The sequence below is a fragment of the Pseudomonas sp. TE21435 genome (assembly GCF_056279265.1).
In genome coordinates, this window is sequence record NZ_JBWBQZ010000001.1 from 49,682 (window position 1) to 66,470 (window position 16,789).

The window sequence follows — 16,789 nt, forward strand, 5'->3', positions numbered from 1 at the left end:
GCCGCCCGCGCCTGGAGTTTGTTCGACATGGATATCCGCACCCCACTGAACCAATGCATTGCCCTGATCGTCGCGGGGGTGCTGTTCCTCAACCCCATCGTCGCCACGGCCGCGCAGTTGACCGTCGATGCGGCAGCCAACGCCAATACCAGCCTCAAGCAGGCCGGCAACGGCGTGCCGATCGTCAATATCGCCACGCCCAATGGCAGCGGCCTGTCGACCAACACCTTCCGCGACTACAACGTCGGCAGCAACGGGCTGATCCTCAACAACGCCACCAGCAAGACCCAGTCGACCCAGCTGGGCGGCATCATCGTCGGCAACCCCAACCTCAGGGGCCAGGCGGCCCAGGTGATTCTCAACCAGGTCACCGGCGGCAACCGCAGTACCCTGCAGGGCTACACCGAGGTGGCGGGGCAGGCGGCCCGGGTCATCGTCGCCAACCCCCATGGCATCACCTGCAAGGGCTGCGGCTTCATCAACACGCCGCGGGCGACCCTCACCACCGGCAAGCCAATCATGGACGGCGAGCGCCTCGACCGCTTCCAGGTGGACGGTGGCGACATCGCCATCGAAGGCGATGCGCTCAATGCCACCAACCTCGACCAGTTCGACCTGATTACCCGCAGCGCCAAGCTCAACACCGAACTGCACGCCAAGCAGCTGAACATCGTCACCGGGCGCAACGACGTCAAGGCTGACACCCTGCAGGCCACGCCGCGTGCCGATGAGGGCGGCGAAAAACCGCTGCTGGCCATCGACAGTTCGGCGCTGGGTGGCATGTATGCAAACACCATTCGCCTGGTCGGCACCGAGCAGGGCGTGGGCGTCAAGCTGGCCGGCAACATGGCCGCCACCACCGGCGACATCCAGGTGGACGCCAACGGCAAGGTGACCCTGGCGCAGACGTCCAGTGCCGGCAACCTGACGGTCGCCGCGCAGAGCGCCGAGCTGACCGGCAAGACCTACGCCGCCGGCAGTGCCACTGTGCGCGTGCGTGACGAGGTAACGGTCGGCCAGAGCCTCGCCGCCAAGGACAGCATCACCGTGACCGGCGCGCGGATCGACAACCAGGGCATCATCGAAGCCGGCGTGGAACCGGACAACACCCGCAATGCCCACGGCGATGTGACCCTCACCGGCCAGACCCTGCGCAACCGTGGCAGCGTGGTGGCCAACCGCACCCTGGAGGCCACCGGCAGTACCACCCTCGACAACCAGGGCGGCACCTTCAAGGGCCAAGTCACCACCCTGACGGCTGGCCAGCTGGACAACCGCAAAGGCCAGGCACTGGCCGACGACACCCTGACGGTCAATGCCAACGCGATCGACAACCGTGACCAGGGCCTGCTGCAAGGCAAGGGCAAGGCCGTGGTGGACGTCGGCACCACCCTCGACAACCGTGGCGGCCGCCTGGTGGGCCAGGGCGGCCTGCAGGTCACCGCCACCCGGCTGGACAACCGTGACCAAGGCCTGGTCGGCAGCGACGGCCGGGCCAGGCTGACCACCCACGCGCTGCTGGACAACCAGGGCGGCGGCAAGCTCAGTGCCGACCGCCTGGACATCACCACCGCCGGCCTGCTCAACGGTGGCGGCCAGTTGCTCGGCGGCGATGTACTGGTAAACGCCAGCGCCGACATCGACAACCGCCTCGGCCTGGTTTCGGCCAAGCGCCTGCTCGACCTCAAGGCCGTGGGCCTGGACAACAGCGGCAAGGGCAACCTGCGCAGCGACGGCACACTGGGCGTCAAGGTGGCGACCCTGGACAACCGTGACAACGGCCTGCTGTCGAGCCTCGGCGACCTGACCTTGGATGGAAAGCGCCTCGACAACCGCGGCGGCCTGGTCCTCGCCGACCGCTCGCTGACCGTCACCGGCGGGCATTTCGACAACCGTGACAAGGGCGCGGCGACTACCAAGGGCAAGGCCCTTATCGACGTCGAGAGCCTGGCCAACAGCGATGCCGGCCACCTGCAGAGCGATGGTCGCCTCGACCTGATCGCCGGCAAGGTCGACAACGAGCGCCTGGGCAACATCACCGCCAAGGGCGACCTCGAGGCCCACCTGGGCACCTTGAACCATCAAGGCGGCAAGTTGACCAGCCTGGGCAGCCTGCTGCTCACCGCCGACATGATCGACAACCAGCAGGGCGGCAAGATTGGCGCGACCAGCGTGGCCGACATCAGCGCGGCGCGCATCCTTAACCAGCAGGGCGAGATTTCCAGCGTCGGCAAGGTCATCCTGAATGCCAGCGAATTGCTGGACAACCAGGGTGGCAAGGTCATCGGCGACCGTGGCCTGGCCCTCACCGTGCAGCGCCTGCTCAACCAGAACAAGGGCCTGCTCAGTGGCCATGACCGCCTGAGCCTGCACGGCACCGAGCTGCTCAACAACGGCGGCAAGCTGAGCAGCCACCAGCACATCGACGTGACCCTGGACGGCAAGCTGGACAACAGCGACGCCGGCCTGATCGTCAGTGACGCCAGCGTCACCCTGAATGCCGGCACGCTGCTCAATCGCCAGGGCGGCAAGGTCTCGGCCATCGCGGCCCTGGACCTGACCAGCCAGGAGCTGCTGGACAACCAGGGCGGCACCCTGGTGACCAATACCGGGCTGCTGCTCAAGGCCGGTCGCCTGGACAACAGCCACCTCGGCATCATCAGCGCCCAGGAGCACGCCGAGCTGCGCAGCGGCGCCATCGACAACAGCGCCAAGGGCAATATCGGTGCCGGCAGCCTGCTGCTGGTCGGTACCCAGCTCGACAACTACGGCTATGGCCGCATCAGCGCCGCCGGCCAGATCGACGCCACGCTGACCGGCCTCGACCAGCATGACCACGGGCAACTGGTCAGCGCGACCGGCATCGACCTCGACCTGCAGCATGGCCAGTTGATGAACCGTGACCACGGCCTGCTGCGCTCGCCGGGCAGCCTGTTGTTGCGCCAGATCGGCGTGGTCGATAACCGCGATGCCGGGGAGATTTCCAGCAGTCATGGTTTCAGCCTGGTCGCCAGCCGCCTCGACAACCGGGGTGGGCGAGTGGTCAGCAGCCAGGACCTGACCCTGCGCATCGCCGGCGTCCTCGACAACAGCCTGAAGGGGGTGTTGTCGGCCAGCCACGACCTCGAGGTCGCGGCCGTCAGCCTCGACAACTTCAGTGGTGGCAGCCTGGCCAGCGGCCAGGCCCTCAAGGCAACAATCGACGAGCAGCTCGACAACCATGACGAGGGCATCCTGTCCGCCGTTGGCGGGCTGACCGTGACCAGCGCCGGCTTGCTCAACGGCGAGCGCGGCCTGTTGTCGGGCAACACCGGCGTGACCGTCACTACCGGCCAGTTGGACAACCATCAAGGCGGCCAGCTCACCAGCCAGGCGGCGATGACCGTCGACAGCCACGAGCTCGACAACCGTGGCGGTACCCTGAGCAGCAAGCAGGCGATGAAGCTGACCACCGGCGATCTGCGCAACGGCGCCGATGCCCTGCAGCGCGGCGGTCGGATCCACAGCGATGGCGCATTGACGCTGGTGGCCGGGCAGGTCGATTCCAGCCAGGGCGGCGAAATCTCCGCCAAGGGCGACCTGCTGCTGCGCGTCAGCACGTTGATCCAGCGCCAGGGGCGGCTGATCGGTGAACAGAAGCTCGACCTTGACCTGAACGGCGGCGACCTGTTGAACCAGGGCGGCCTGATCAGCGCCAACGGCCCACTGAACATCCAGAACCTGCGCAAGCTCGACAACAGCACCGGCGAAATCACCAGCCAGCAATCCTACAACCTGCTCGCCAAACGCATCGACAACCAGCAGGGGCGCATCCTCAGCGATGGCCGGCTGACCGTGGAGGCGCCACAGCTGGACAACAGCGCCAAGGGCCTGATTTCCGGCGCGCAGGGCCTGCTGGCCAAGGGGACCGACCTGAACAACAGCGGCGAAGGTACCCTGTCCAGCAAGGACGGCGACCTCACCGTGACCCTGGGCGGTACCCTCGACAACCGTGACCTCGGCGCCCTGGTCAGCAAGGGTAGCCAGCAGATCACCGCAGCCAACTTGCACAACCGCAAGGGCATCATTTCTTCCGAACAGGCCATCACCCTAAGTGTCGCTGAGCGGCTCGACAACAGCGGCGGCGGCCTCGTTTCCGCCACCGGCGACCTGGCGTTCGACCAGGACGGTACCGTCATCGACAACCAGGGCGGACAGATCAACGGCCAGGTGATCACCGTCACTGGCAAGCGCCTGGAAAACGCCAAGGGCCAGCTGACCAGCCGCGCGCTGCTTGACCTGACCTTGGCCGAGGCGCTGCTCAACACCGACGGCGCGCGCCTGGTCAGTGGCGCCGACCTGTTGCTCAAGGCCGGCAGTGTCGCCAACAACGGCGGCAAGCTGATCAGCCACGGCCTGTTGCGCGTCGACGCAACGACGCTGGACAACAGCCGCGGCGGCAACCTGGCCAGCCAGCAGAACCTGGTACTGCGCCTGGACGGTGACCTGCTCAACGGCCAGGATGGCCTGCTGTTCAGCGAACACGGCAAGCTCGACATCCACGCCAATGCCCTGGACAACCAGGCCGGTACGCTGAAGAGCCAGGGCGCCATCGAAGTGCGCCTGGACAAGGCTTTGAACAACCACGGCGGGCGCCTGGAGAGCCAGGCCGGCGGCCTCGAGCTGCACGCCGCGAGCCTCGACAACGGCGGCAGCGGCATGCTCAGCGCGGCCAAAGGCCTGTTCAAGGGCGTCTTCAGCGGCCTGTTCGACAACGGCGGCGGCACCACCCAGGCGCAGTCGGTGGACATCAAGGCCGACACCCGGGTGAACAACCAGGGCGGCTACCTCTCGGCCCTGGGTGGCGACAATCAGCTCGTCACCGCCGAGTTCGACAACCAGGGCGGCGGCCTGTACGCCGCCGGGCTGCTGCACCTGCAGGGCCAGCAACTGCTCAACCAGGGCGGCAAAGTCGGCGCCGGGCGTATCGACTTCGGCCTGAGCGGTGCGCTGTACAACGGCCTTGGCCAGCTGGAGAGCGAAAGCGACCTGCAACTGCGCGCCAGCCTGCTGGACAACCGCAACGGTAACCTGCGCGCCCTTGGCAAGGCCGGCACCAGCCGCTTCATCGTTGCAGGCGACCTGCTCAACGACAACGGCGTGCTGGCCACTGCCAACCAGGACCTCGACCTGCAGGTGGGTGGGCTGAGCAACACGGGCGGGCAACTGCTGCATACCGGCCAGGGCACCTTCGGCCTGGCTTCGGACAAAGTCACCCGTGCCGGTGGCGTGCTGCATACCGATGGCCTGCTGAGCATCGCTGCGGCCAACTGGACCAACAGCAGCGTGCTGCAGGCCCGGCGCCTGGAGCTGGACATCGAGCGCTTTGAGCAGACCGCCAGCGGCAAGCTGCTGGCCGTCGACAGCTTCAAGGGCCGTGGCGGCGACTGGACCAACCATGGCCTGTTGGCCAGTGACGGCAGCCTGCAACTGGACCTGCGTGGCAGTTATGACGGCAATGGCCGCCTGAGCAGCCTTGGTGATCTGGGGCTGTCGGCCAGCGATATCCGCCTGCCCAGCGCCGCCAGCCTGGCCGGTGGCGGCACCACGGTGGTGACTGCCCGCAACCTGCTGAGCAACGATGGCCGCCTGACCGCCCTGGGCGGCCTCACGGTGAACGCCGCCACCCTGGAAAACCGTGGCACCCTCGGCGGCGCCACGGCGGTGAAGCTCACCGCCAACACAGTGAGCAACCAGCGCGGCCTGCTGTTCAGCGGCAGCGACATGACCCTGCGCGTGGGCACCTTCACCAACTACTACGGCGACCTCTACAGCCTTGGCGGGCTGGACCTGGCCGGTAACGCCAGCGCCCGCGCCGTGCTGCTGGAGAACATCTCCGGCAGCCTGGAAAGTGCCGGCAACATGACCCTGGCCGTGGACACCTTGCTCAACCGCAAGGAGAAACTCACCTCCAAACAGAAACTGGTGGCCGGCAACGTCAATGTCTATTCCGATGACGGCTGCAAGGGCAAAGGCTGCGAGCTTTACTTCTCGGCCACCGAAAGCTGGCAGGACGTTATCGATGAGGACAGCTCCACGGCCTTCATCACCGCCGGGCAAAAGCTGAACTTCGCAGGCACCGCGTTCCGCAACCACTACAGCAGTGTGTCGGCGGGCGGTGACATTGGCATCAACACGGCCGTGTTCGAGAACAAGGGTGCCGGTGGCGGCGAGCAACGCAACCTGAGCGCGAGCATGTACACCCGCAACCGCGCCCAGTACAACGCGTTCATCCAGGCCAAGAACCAGTTCAACCAGAACCCTGGCTCGCTGACCCTCGACCAGGTGATGGCCGCGGCGGGTTACCCGCAGTACAGCATCTACAACGTCATCGACAACAAGACGCCGATTGCCGGCGCCGTGGTGGCGCCTGCCGTGGTGCAGTCGGCAGGTTCGGTAACCATCAACGCCACCCAGCGCATCGACAACAGCGTGGTGCGCGCCAACCAGGCCGGTGCTGGCGCCATCAATGCCCGTGGCGATGCCTCCGCCGACCCGCGCCTGGCCCAGACCCAGGTGCGCGCGCTGAACCCGCAGCTGCCGCCCGACCTGGCCCAGCGCCAGGTCAACCCGGTGACCCTGCCCAGCTTCAGCCTGCCCCAGGGCAACAACGGCCTGTTCCGCATCAGCAGCCAGGCCGGCCAGGCCGCCATCAGCGGTGACGCCCTGGGCGCGACCGCTGACCGCACCCAAGCCGGCAGCGGCACCTTCATCGCACCGCTGGCCACAGCAGCCAGCGCCGACAGCCGCGCGGCGTCGGCGCTCGGTGCCGACAGCGCGGCGTCTGCCCAAGGCGCCGTGGCCGGCTCCGGCGTGGCGCTGGGCGGTTTGGCCGCTGGCGTCAAGCTGGTCCAGGGCGTGCCTGAACGCAGCGTGCCGAGCGTCTCGCACAAGTACCTGGTAGAGACCAACCCGGTCCTCACCGACCTCAAGCAGTTCCTCAGCTCCGACTACATGCTCGGCCAGCTCAATATCAAGCCGGACCAGGCGATCAAGCGCCTGGGCGACGGCCTCTACGAGCAGCGCCTGATCCGCGAGGCGGTGGTGGCCCGTACCGGGCAGCGCTACATCGACGGCATGACCAGCGACGAAACGCTGTTCCGCTACCTGATGGACAACGCCATCGCCAGCAAGGACAAACTGTCGCTGAGCGTGGGCGTGTCGCTCAGCGCCGAGCAGGTGGCGGCGCTGACCCACGACATCGTGTGGATGGAAAACATCGAGGTCAACGGCGAGACGGTGCTGGCCCCGGTGCTGTACCTGGCCCACGCCAACGGCCGCGTGGCCCCCAACGGCGCGTTGATCCAGGGCCGCGACGTCAACCTGATCAGCGGCGGCGAACTGGTCAACGTCGGCACCTTGCGCGCCACCAACAACCTCGCCGTCAGCGCCACCAACATCGGCAACGCCGGGTTGATGGAAGCGGGCGGGCGCCTGGACATGCTGGCCACCGAGTCGATCCGCAACGCCCAGGGCGGGATTATCGCCGGGCGTGAAGTGAGCCTTACCGCGTTGACCGGCGACGTGATCAACGAGCGCAGCGTCACCCGCCTGGAAGGCCGCGCGGGCGGTGAGCACGTGACCAAGGACCTGGTCGACACCGCCGCGCGCATCGAGGCGGCGAACAACCTGACCATCACGGCGGGGCAGGACATTGGCATTGTCGGCGGCGCCGTGCAGGCCGGCGGCAACATCGACCTCGATGCCGGGCGTGACCTGATCATCGCCAGCCAGGAAGGTGTCGACAGCCACGAGTACCAGCGCCGCCGCGTCAGTGGCCACGACACCAGCATCACCCAGTACGGCAGCGAGGTGAAGGCCGGCGGCAACCTCACCGCCACGGCCGGCCAGGACCTGAGCATCGTCGCCAGCGAAATCGAGGCCCGCCGCGACCTGGCCCTGCAGGCCGGGCGCGACGTGACCCTGGCCGCCGCGGCGAACGAGGAGCACAGCTACGCCAAGGGCAAGAAAGGCAAGACCAAGTACGAGCGTCAGGAAGACGACGTCGAGCAGCAGTCGGCCGAAGTGAAGGCCGGCGGCGACCTGACCATCGACGCCGGGCGCGACCTGCGCATGGTGGCGAGCAAGGCCAGCGCCGGCGACGAAGCCTACCTGGTGGCCGGCGACAAGCTCGAGCTGCTGGCCGCCAACGACAGCCAGTACTCGCTGTATGACATGAACAAGAAGGGTGGTTGGGGGAGCAAGAAGACCCAGCGTGATGAAGTGACCGACGTCAAGGCGGTGGGCAGTGAGATCACCAGTGGTGGCGACCTGACCCTCGAGAGCGGCGGTGACCAGCTGTACCAGGGCGCGAAACTCGCCTCTGGTGCGGACCTGACCATTGATAGCGGCGGTTCGGTGACCTTCGAAGCGGTCAAGGACATGCATCAGGAGAGTCACGAGAAGTCCAAGGGTGACCTTGCCTGGAACAGCATGAAGGGCAAGGGCAGCACCGACGAGACCCTGCGTCAGAGCCAGCTGACCGCCAAGGGCGACCTGGTGATCAAGGCGGTGGATGGCTTGAAGGTCGATGTGAAACATGTCGACCAGGCGACCATCAGCCAGAGCATCGATGCGATGGTTGCGGCCGATCCACAGCTGGCTTGGCTGAAGGAAGTCGAGAAGCGCGGGGATGTGGACTGGCGGCAGGTGAAGGAGGTGCATGATTCCTTCAAGTACAGCCATTCCGGGCTTGGGGCAGGGGCGCAGATGGTCATCGCCATCCTGATCGCCTATTTCACCGCAGGTGCGGCCAGTGGGTTGGTTGCCAGTGGAGCTTCGGCCGCTGGTGCATCTACGGCCGCCACCACTGCGGGCGGCATGTGGGCCGCTGGCGCAGGTGCGTCCTTGCAGGGCATTGGTTGGGCCAATGCGATAGTGACCGCAGGCGCGATGGGCCTGACCAGCAATGCTGCCATCAGCACCATCAACAACAAGGGCAACTTGAGCCTGGTGCTCAAGGACGTGACGTCCAAGGATGCACTGCGAGGATACGCTGTCTCGGGTATCACGGCAGGGCTGACTGCGGGGCTGTTCGAGGGTTGGACCGGAACCAAGACCGACGCCGTTGCTGCTGCGGGGTCGACCGGAGGCGTCGTCAACGCTACTACCGTGTTGCCGCCGGGTGGGCTTTCCACGCTGGACGGGATCGGGCGTTTCGCCGGCAGTCAGATGTTGCAGAACGGTACGTCCGCTGTGCTCGACCGCGCACTAGGCGGTAACAGCTCGTTCAGCGATGCCTTGCGCAATAGCCTGGTTAACACTTTTGCGGCGGCTGGATTCAAATGGGTTGGTGATATCAGCGGAGAAAACAAACTCAACCTGAAGGATGGGGGGTTACCCAAGATCGCGCTGCACGCCCTCATGGGCGGTTTGGCCGCAGAGGCAGCTGGCGGCGATTTCAGAATTGGTGCCCTGTCGGCCGGGGTGAACGAAGCGGTGGTCGGGTTACTGGCTGATCAGTACACCAAAATCCCGAAAGAGGATAGGAACCGCCTGTTGGTGATGAACTCGCAGCTCATCGGCATATTGACGGCTGCTGCTGCTGGGGGCGAAGCCAAGGACCTGCAGACGGGGTCTTGGGTTGCGGGCAATGCGACCTCTTACAACCGTCTCTTGCATGACGCTGAAAAGAAGGCGCTGACGACCGAGGCGGCCGAGTTGCAAAAGCGGCTGGGCAAGCCTGGGACCGACCTTTCATGGGAAGACCTGCTGTTGCTGGCCGCCAACGCTGAGGTGGACGAGACGGAGAACAAACGCCTGCAGGTGCTCTTGCAGATGTATGACCCGAAGAAACCTGAGGGGCTGCATTTTGCCCAAAACCTGCAGATCGCCCAGGACAGCATTTCCAAACTGGCCGCCCAGGATATCGTCCTGACCTGGAAAGACGGCCGTCCCATCATGGCAGATGGGGATGAGGTGAAGGCATTCCAGGCGACTGGAATGCAGAGGCAGGACCATGGCTTGTTCAACACCGACTCGAAATGGACACAAGCCTCGGGCAACAGTTGGGCCGGTGAAGTAGACACTGTACCCGAGGCATGGAAGCGGCAGTTTGGTGAGAAGAATGCCGCGATCTACATGCGCGAGATTGGGCAGGTCTCGAGCAGCCCGGCGGAAATGAAAGACCTGATGGAGCGTATCTCGGTCATTGCCACGGGCGGTGTGAAGGATGTAACGGTGGACCTGGATGTCGCTTTGGCGATGACAGGGGCGCCTGCTGTGTTGCGGGCGTTGCTGGCCAAGCGGGTTAGTGCTGCAATGGCCGAGGCAAGTACTTTCCCGAAGAACCTGTCCGTGCACTCGCTTGACAAGGTGCCAGATGCGGCGATTGATCCTGCTCTCCTGCGTGAAAATTTGACTCCATTCGTCAGAAGTGCAAACAAAAATAGCCTTTCAATCGCAGCGGGATCTGTGGAAATAGAAGGGCAAACGCAGTATTTTCTGTCGGTGAGTGGAAAGGGTTGGAGAGGCGACGCTCCAGATGTAGTCACCCTTGCTGGGGTTGAGTATAAGGTTGTAAAAGTTGATTCAAAAGCGGTCGAAAGCGTTGTAAATGGTTTGAATGGTTCAACTAACTTTAATCACGCTGAGCAAAAGCTTATGAGCTATTTCCAAGATGTGTACGCTGGGAAAAGTGCGAAGGTTTCGCTTGGGGTACAAAACACATCCGCTTCGAATCCTGGTATGTGTTCTGGGTGCACGGTTACAAGTAAAAGTTTTGCGGAAAATAATCCATCTTTCAATGTAAGGTTCTTTGAGGGCAGTTCTGGAGTGAATCCATGAATAATAAAGATTTCTTAGCCGATTTGTTCAAAGATGAGCAGAGTGTTGTCAATTGTGTTGGTTATAGTGAGCGCGAGCTGGATAAGATTTCTCGTTTGTACGATATTCGCATAGAGGGGCAACTTAAGTTGTTCTTGAGCGGGATGGGGAAATGCGACGGGGGGTTAATCGGAGACTCTCAGGTTCAGTTGTATCGCACCTCTTGGATGGTGAGGGAACATTTGCTTTTTCAGGTTGACTTCTTCTCGCAAATGCAGGAGGCAGGTCACTACGGTTTCTTGAATAAGCCTTTTGTTTTTTCGCTTGTATCCGAGACGCAGTACTACTTTCTCCAGACCTCGTTAAGTGATGCTGTCTATCACTATGATTCGAATACTGATGTTGTGACAGAGGCAGGTGTTGATCTGTTAGATTTTTTGAAACTTTTGGCTGCTGAGAGCAAAGGTGCTCTTAAGGTTTTAGTTTGTGGTGATTTGTTGAGAATTATGTGAGTAGAGTGAAAGCGGAAATGGGTATGGGTAGGGAAAAGGAGGCGGTCTTTTTTTCTTGAGCGGAAAATGGGACATATTTATTTTTACTACTCTAATTTCGGTTCCTGGCGGCGAACGGACCTAGCCTTCATGTAGGTAGGGCGAGATTAGAGCAGGGAAAATAAATCTGTCCCCTTTTTGAACGGTCCCCTTTTTTGAACGCTTTTCCAGGGAAAACATTCTGAATGTACTGTGCTCTGTTGTGGAGTAAGGAAAGGGCAGCTGCGGGGTTGGATGGAATGCTGAAGGTAATTAAAATTCCTAGCGGCGCCATTTCAATGCTCTTAGATGCGAAGCCTAAAGACTATCCACTGCTCTCGGAACTGTGTCTTGATGATTATGGGTTGTACTCTGGAGAGCAGTTGGATCGGTTGCGGATCGAGTTGAAAGATATGTCAAGAGCAACAAAGGGGATGGATGGTTTTTTTTGCTCTTTGGATGCTTTTGCTTTAGAGGCAAGGGTACTAGGGGAAAGTGTTTTGTTTGATCCGTTTAGGGGTTGAAGTGATTGGGCGAGAGCAGGTTTATTTGTCCTGCTCTAATTTCGATCCTGAGCAAAAAGGAAAAGGGGATAGATTTATTTTTACTACTCTAATTTCGGTTCCTGGCGGCGAACGGACCTAGCCTTCATGTAGGTAGGGCGAGATAAGAGCAGGGAAAATAAATATTTCCCCTTTTTTGATACAAGCTGGCACCGAAGCAGAGTCAAGGGGATAAATTCGAGGCGTGCTCGAACTGTAGCGGTGTACTGAAGGATGCCGATGTGATTGCCGGAAGGAAGCACTGATGATTATCAAAAGAAATGTGATAAGCAACCAGAGTGGAAAAGGGGACGGATTTATTTTTCTTGCTCTAATTCCGGCTCCTGGTGGCGAAGGGATCTAGCAGCCATGCAGGGCAGGCCGAAATTAGAGTAAAGAAAATAATTCTGTCCCCTTTTCTCCGCCCTTTTCTCCCTTTTCTGTGAAGTTCGAGAGGGATATAGATATGAATTCTTTGTTGTCGGATTGGTGCGCTTTCTGCGAAGGTAAAGCAGTTTTTGATAAATCCCATTTTCTGGGGCTATTAAAGGCACACAATAGTGTTGAAGAACTTCAGTGTATATTTGGCTATTTTCCATTTGCAGAGGAACTGACTAGTAGAGCTGGCAGTGTTATTTCCTCTGGGCAGTTGGCGGGTTCTTTGTATCTTCTGCCTAAGTATGGGGCTGCTAAAGATGAGCTTGTTAAATTAGGGAGGGAGTGGCTAAAAGAGCAAGAAAAAGTCTGTGGCGTGCTTGACGATTCCGAAATTCTTGAGATTTGTCATAATTCTCAAGTGCGTTTTGTTACCACGCAGGAGTTGGAGTGCTCGCTTCAGCAGGATATCCCCCATTATTGGTTGTTTGAAGAGATAGCAGATGCAATTAGAGAGAGCAGGGCTTCTGATACTGAACAAGTATTTGCTTTATTTGAAGCTCTGTATGGATTGGCTGCAGACTATTACCTTGCTTGGTATATTGGGCAGCCTTTATTTACATTTAAAATTAATCTGGAAGCATATTTCAGATTCTGGAGTGCCGGAGGAAGGTGCGCTCTTGCTGCGAAGGATTTTTTAGTGTCTCCATACATAGCCGGCAAGGCTTGAGGATTTTAGTTCACTTCGGATTTTGAGGGCGAAGTAATTGAGCAGAAAAAGGGGGTAGATTTATTTTTCGTACTCTAATTTCGATTCCTGGCGGCGAGCGGATCCAGCCTTCATGTAGGTAGGGCGAGATTAGAGCAGGGGAAATAAATCTGTCCCCTTTTTGCCTCTTTTTGCCCAGAACGCTGTGTACACAAACCTCAGTCGGGGAGGGCTCGAAATTCGAGTGCCTGATGGTCGAGGTATGCGCTATAACAGTGATCGTTCCTTCTCCACATTCCTTGACCCGAAGCTGTGACTATGAGACTCGAACGAAATCGCGATTTTGAAATTCTGCGCTCTAGTGATGTGAGGTATGAGCATCTCACGACAGAGATTAAATATAAAGGTGAGCCAATTGCCCAGATCAACCAAGATAAAGGAAAGGAGGATCTAGAGTTGGAAATATTTGCTGATTTGAAAGATGCGACATTGCGAGTTCCTTTGGATGGTTTTTTGGAGTCTCTGAGTTTGGCTCGGGGCTCTTTGCTTAAGTAGGAAAAAAAGGGGGCAGATCTAAAGTAAAAGTGAAAAAAAGAGTGAGAAAAGGGGGCAGATTTATTTTTCCTGCTCTAATTTCGAATGCTGTGCATTCGAGGGGTTAAAGCAGCCACGCAGGGCAAGCCGAAATTAGAGTAGAGAAAATAAATCTGTCCCCTTTTGTTCACCTTTTTTTCCTTTTTTCTCCTTTTTTTCTTGCCTTCTTCGAGATTTATTCCTGAGGTGATTGTGAATTATTTAGAAATACGCTCCGAGATGGAAATGGTATTTAAACGAGGTATTAGTGAACGAGGCCTCACATTGTATCAGGCTCTTGGTTACGCCTATGACGAGATGGATCACTATTTGCAGTCTAAGGCTGAGGGCGTGTCCTTGGCTGCCTATGTATCATTGTTTATAATTCCCGTCAGGGCTGGGTTGAAATTTATAACGGAGGATCCCTTTACTCAGGATGTCTCCTCTGAATTTGTGGAAGTATATTCCTGTTTGCAGGCTGAAGGATTTTGTAAATTGAATGAAGATGGGTTGGTGATGTTGGTAGATGCCAGAGAGGTCATAGACTGCTTGGATAAGTTTGGATTGGTTTAGTTTGGCGCAAAAAAATGCATGTGCTGTTCGGGAAGGACCGTTTTTCCACTTTGATTCCGGTGTCGATGAGGACGAAGGGGCGAGCAGTAATTAATGGTAGGTGGAGTTAGAGTGGTGAAATTAAGTTTGTCAATTTTCCATTCGTTATTTGAGTTATTGCAAGAAAAGGATAGGTGGCAGTGAAGTTCAATGTAATGTTTGTTTTGTTTTTTTCTTTGTCTGGCTGCGTAACCAATCAACTGCATTTCGCCGCCTACACTACAGACGCAGAGCTATCTTCAATCAAAAGCAAAATTACTCACTCAACGATAACCAGTGTATCCGGCGACGAGCGCTGCACTCACTGTTCCGAGAGTAGTAAGGTGGTGTGGCATGCAGCCAACTACAAAACGGGTTTGTATGAGGGTTTTGCTAACGTCCCAGTCACCGATTGGTCTGAGTTTACCAAACGGTCTATCGGGTCTGATGCAGATGCGAGCATAAAAACCAGAGTCGAGATTGACCGGATTTTCGTCAAGACTTGGGGAAGTCCTGAGTATTATGCGTGCGAGGCCAGGCTCTCGGTGTATGTTGGAACGACCAAATATACGGGGCAGTCGCGTGTAAAAATAAAAATGGCAGGCCAGGAGTTGGTTGGTCGGGATTTGGTCTATTTGAAATCCGAGACATTAAATGCTGTTAGTCTTGCGTTGAAGGCAGCTTACGTAGATGCATTTGGTAGGATTGAAGAAGTTTCGCGCTGAATGAGTTATAGGTTTGCAGATCTATTTTGCTAATATAAATTCGGTTCTTGAGGGGCGGGAGGGGTAGAGCAGTCAAGCAGGGCAGGCCAAAATTATTGTAGAGCAGATCAATCTCTTTCCTTTAGGGTTCGAATTGGAGTGCAAAATGAGTGAGAGTCTCAAGCGTTGGAATTATCAGGTTTTGATGCTTGTTCAAGCCTTGGTCGGTGCTGTTTCCCCTAATTTTAGAATGGTTGCTATATCCTTTGAGGGCGAAGAGTGGGTCACTAGGTTTTACTTGGAAGAGTATGATGAGGAGGATGTTGATGAGGTTGTAGATGTGATGTGTCAATATGCGGCCTACCAAGGCGGAGATCTGAAAAGTCGATATGAGGTGTTAGTCGGTAGTGGACGACTGCCTGGATATTCGGAAGTGGGAAGAGTGGCTTATAGAAGACGGGAGAAAATTGGTTCATAAGCTTGAGCGGCTGAAAAGGGGCTGAACTATTCTTTCTGCTCGATTTTCTATTCCTGTGGTTTCTAAGAGAACGAGCAGTCAGGCTGGGCCAGAGAAACAAAATCTGCCCTACTTTGACTTTTGAGGGGTAAAGCAATACTTGGGGTCGTAATGATTTTAATGAACAGAACAATGCGAAGTGAGCTTGCTAGTCTGGACTTGGCTGGATTGGTTGTTGGGCGTGAGCTAGGGGAGATAATTGAGACCGGTTTCTTAATGTTGGATGGGTGTGTTTTTTTAAAGTCTTTGCACGATCTGAGTGTTGGCGTTGCGGCTTCAGATTTTCCGGATAGTGTCGGGTATGAGTGTTTTGTTAACTCTATACATGTAGAGGACTATGTGCTTTTGGGGCATGTGTCGCAGGCGATCCTGTTTGTTTCAGAGGTTTTCGCGGCGTGGCGAAACTTTTCCAATGCAGGCGGAGGGCTTGCTGCAATTGTTTTAGTTGATGGATTTGGAGTGGTGGTAAAGTTTCACCTTGCTAGAGAGGGAGAGTCGTGGCTCGCTAGTGATCTGGAGAGATATGAAGAGGCTGTGTTATTTATATTGTCATCGAACGGTAGTGTGGAGACTCAGCTTGGGCTGGCAGAAATGTGGCAGTCTCCTGATGATAAAACATAGCAATTTAATTGTTGATTCTTGTCGTTCGCTGTCATGGGTAGACCTATTTGTCCATTTTGATTTGTGGGGTAAACAATGATTGGTGTTTCGGAATTGAATGAGTTGCTTATTGCCAATAATTGCTTGCATTCCATGAGTATGCAGTTTGATGAAAATGCTATGGCCTATGATTTGTCTCTATTAATTGCGGCGTCTGAAAATGCAGGGGCTGATGCGGTACGTATCAGCTTTATTGATGTAAGCCAATTTACCTCACGAGATCTTGGCGGCGGATTAACGCAGTTGATGCACATGAGCGTGAATAAGGTTGATGCTGGTTTTGATAGGGTGCGTTATGAGTTTTGCGAGCATGAGGATGGGAAGTTGTCCTTCTGCTTCTCGTCATTCTCGGTTGAATGTGTAGAGTGAAAGCTATTGTGCTGACTTGCTGTAAAGGGGCGGATAGATCTATTTTTCTCCTTTTGCCTTTTAGCCGTAAGTGAGAGATCTAATGACTGCTTCATGGTTCAATGAATGTATAAGTCCATTTGTAGAGGGGTGCTCTCTGGAGTATTCGTCATGCTCTGATGGGGATTTTGGTGATCTTGAACGGATAGAGTTGGAAGGCTTTGGTAAGCTTGGAACTGTAGAATGTTGGTCCAAGGGTTGGGTTGGGGTTGATATATATGACTGTGTCCTTGAAGAGCAAGTTATGAATTTTTTGTTTTCGCCAGAAGAGCAAGGCTCTGTACGTCAGGCTTTTGAAAGTCTTATAGAAATCTTCACGCAGAATGTCTGATGTAAAAGGAGAAGAAGCGGCAGGCCAACCTGTCTCTTTTTTCTTC

Annotated in this window: 10 protein-coding genes; all 10 read left to right on the forward strand. The window is 57.5% G+C overall.

Annotated elements, in window-relative coordinates; translation table 11 throughout:
• Positions 1-27 precede the first annotated feature (27 nt).
• The 10 genes from ACZ9C1_RS00280 to ACZ9C1_RS00325 all read left to right on the forward strand — a co-directional run bounded on the left by ACZ9C1_RS00280 (position 28) and on the right by ACZ9C1_RS00325 (position 16,743).
• The gene (locus ACZ9C1_RS00280) at positions 28-10,824 is read left to right on the forward strand and encodes a two-partner secretion domain-containing protein (protein WP_476253363.1); all 10,797 of its coding nucleotides are present in this window, start codon (positions 28-30) and stop codon (positions 10,822-10,824) included.
• Positions 10,821-11,315, forward strand: a complete 495-nt coding sequence (locus tag ACZ9C1_RS00285; protein WP_110704628.1) for an SMI1/KNR4 family protein — start codon at positions 10,821-10,823, stop codon at positions 11,313-11,315. The genes ACZ9C1_RS00280 and ACZ9C1_RS00285 overlap by 4 nt, the downstream gene beginning before the upstream one ends.
• A 224-nt stretch (positions 11,316-11,539) precedes the next feature.
• Positions 11,540-11,857 (forward strand): hypothetical protein, encoded by a 318-nt coding sequence (locus tag ACZ9C1_RS00290; RefSeq protein WP_476253364.1) that lies wholly within the window; start codon positions 11,540-11,542, stop codon positions 11,855-11,857.
• Between the two features lie 484 nt (positions 11,858-12,341).
• A complete protein-coding gene (locus ACZ9C1_RS00295) occupies positions 12,342-12,980 on the forward strand; it encodes a hypothetical protein (RefSeq protein WP_476253365.1) in 639 nt (212 codons plus the stop codon).
• A 297-nt stretch (positions 12,981-13,277) separates the two neighbouring features.
• Entirely contained in the window at positions 13,278-13,514 is a 237-nt protein-coding gene (locus tag ACZ9C1_RS00300) for a hypothetical protein (protein WP_476253366.1), read from the forward strand.
• Between the two features lie 770 nt (positions 13,515-14,284).
• The gene (locus ACZ9C1_RS00305) at positions 14,285-14,848 is read left to right on the forward strand and encodes a hypothetical protein (protein ID WP_476253367.1); all 564 of its coding nucleotides are present in this window, start codon (positions 14,285-14,287) and stop codon (positions 14,846-14,848) included.
• 145 nt (positions 14,849-14,993) lie between these two features.
• Positions 14,994-15,305, forward strand: a complete 312-nt coding sequence (locus ACZ9C1_RS00310) for a MafI2 family immunity protein (protein WP_476253368.1) — start codon at positions 14,994-14,996, stop codon at positions 15,303-15,305.
• Positions 15,306-15,476: 171 nt separating this feature from the next.
• Positions 15,477-15,965, forward strand: coding sequence for a hypothetical protein (locus ACZ9C1_RS00315; RefSeq protein WP_476253369.1), 489 nt, complete (start codon positions 15,477-15,479; stop codon positions 15,963-15,965).
• Between the two features lie 75 nt (positions 15,966-16,040).
• Positions 16,041-16,373: a hypothetical protein gene (locus ACZ9C1_RS00320; protein ID WP_476253370.1), complete on the forward strand. Its 333-nt coding sequence runs from the start codon at positions 16,041-16,043 to the stop codon at positions 16,371-16,373.
• Positions 16,374-16,455: 82 nt separating this feature from the next.
• The gene (locus tag ACZ9C1_RS00325; protein WP_476253371.1) at positions 16,456-16,743 is read left to right on the forward strand and encodes a hypothetical protein; all 288 of its coding nucleotides are present in this window, start codon (positions 16,456-16,458) and stop codon (positions 16,741-16,743) included.
• The last annotated feature ends 46 nt before the right edge of the window (positions 16,744-16,789 follow it).

What these genes read in the sequence shown, in the direction of transcription:
- ACZ9C1_RS00290 (WP_476253364.1), top strand. Translation starts at nt 11,540, where the DNA reads ATGTACTGTGCTCTGTTGTGGAGTAAGGAAAGGGCAGCTGCGGGGTTG.
- ACZ9C1_RS00295 (WP_476253365.1), top strand. Translation starts at nt 12,342, where the DNA reads ATGAATTCTTTGTTGTCGGATTGGTGCGCTTTCTGCGAAGGTAAAGCA.
- ACZ9C1_RS00325 (WP_476253371.1), top strand. Translation starts at nt 16,456, where the DNA reads ATGACTGCTTCATGGTTCAATGAATGTATAAGTCCATTTGTAGAGGGG.
- ACZ9C1_RS00280 (WP_476253363.1), top strand. Translation starts at nt 28, where the DNA reads ATGGATATCCGCACCCCACTGAACCAATGCATTGCCCTGATCGTCGCG.
- ACZ9C1_RS00285 (WP_110704628.1), top strand. Translation starts at nt 10,821, where the DNA reads ATGAATAATAAAGATTTCTTAGCCGATTTGTTCAAAGATGAGCAGAGT.
- ACZ9C1_RS00315 (WP_476253369.1), top strand. Translation starts at nt 15,477, where the DNA reads ATGCGAAGTGAGCTTGCTAGTCTGGACTTGGCTGGATTGGTTGTTGGG.
- ACZ9C1_RS00300 (WP_476253366.1), top strand. Translation starts at nt 13,278, where the DNA reads ATGAGACTCGAACGAAATCGCGATTTTGAAATTCTGCGCTCTAGTGAT.
- ACZ9C1_RS00320 (WP_476253370.1), top strand. Translation starts at nt 16,041, where the DNA reads ATGATTGGTGTTTCGGAATTGAATGAGTTGCTTATTGCCAATAATTGC.
- ACZ9C1_RS00310 (WP_476253368.1), top strand. Translation starts at nt 14,994, where the DNA reads ATGAGTGAGAGTCTCAAGCGTTGGAATTATCAGGTTTTGATGCTTGTT.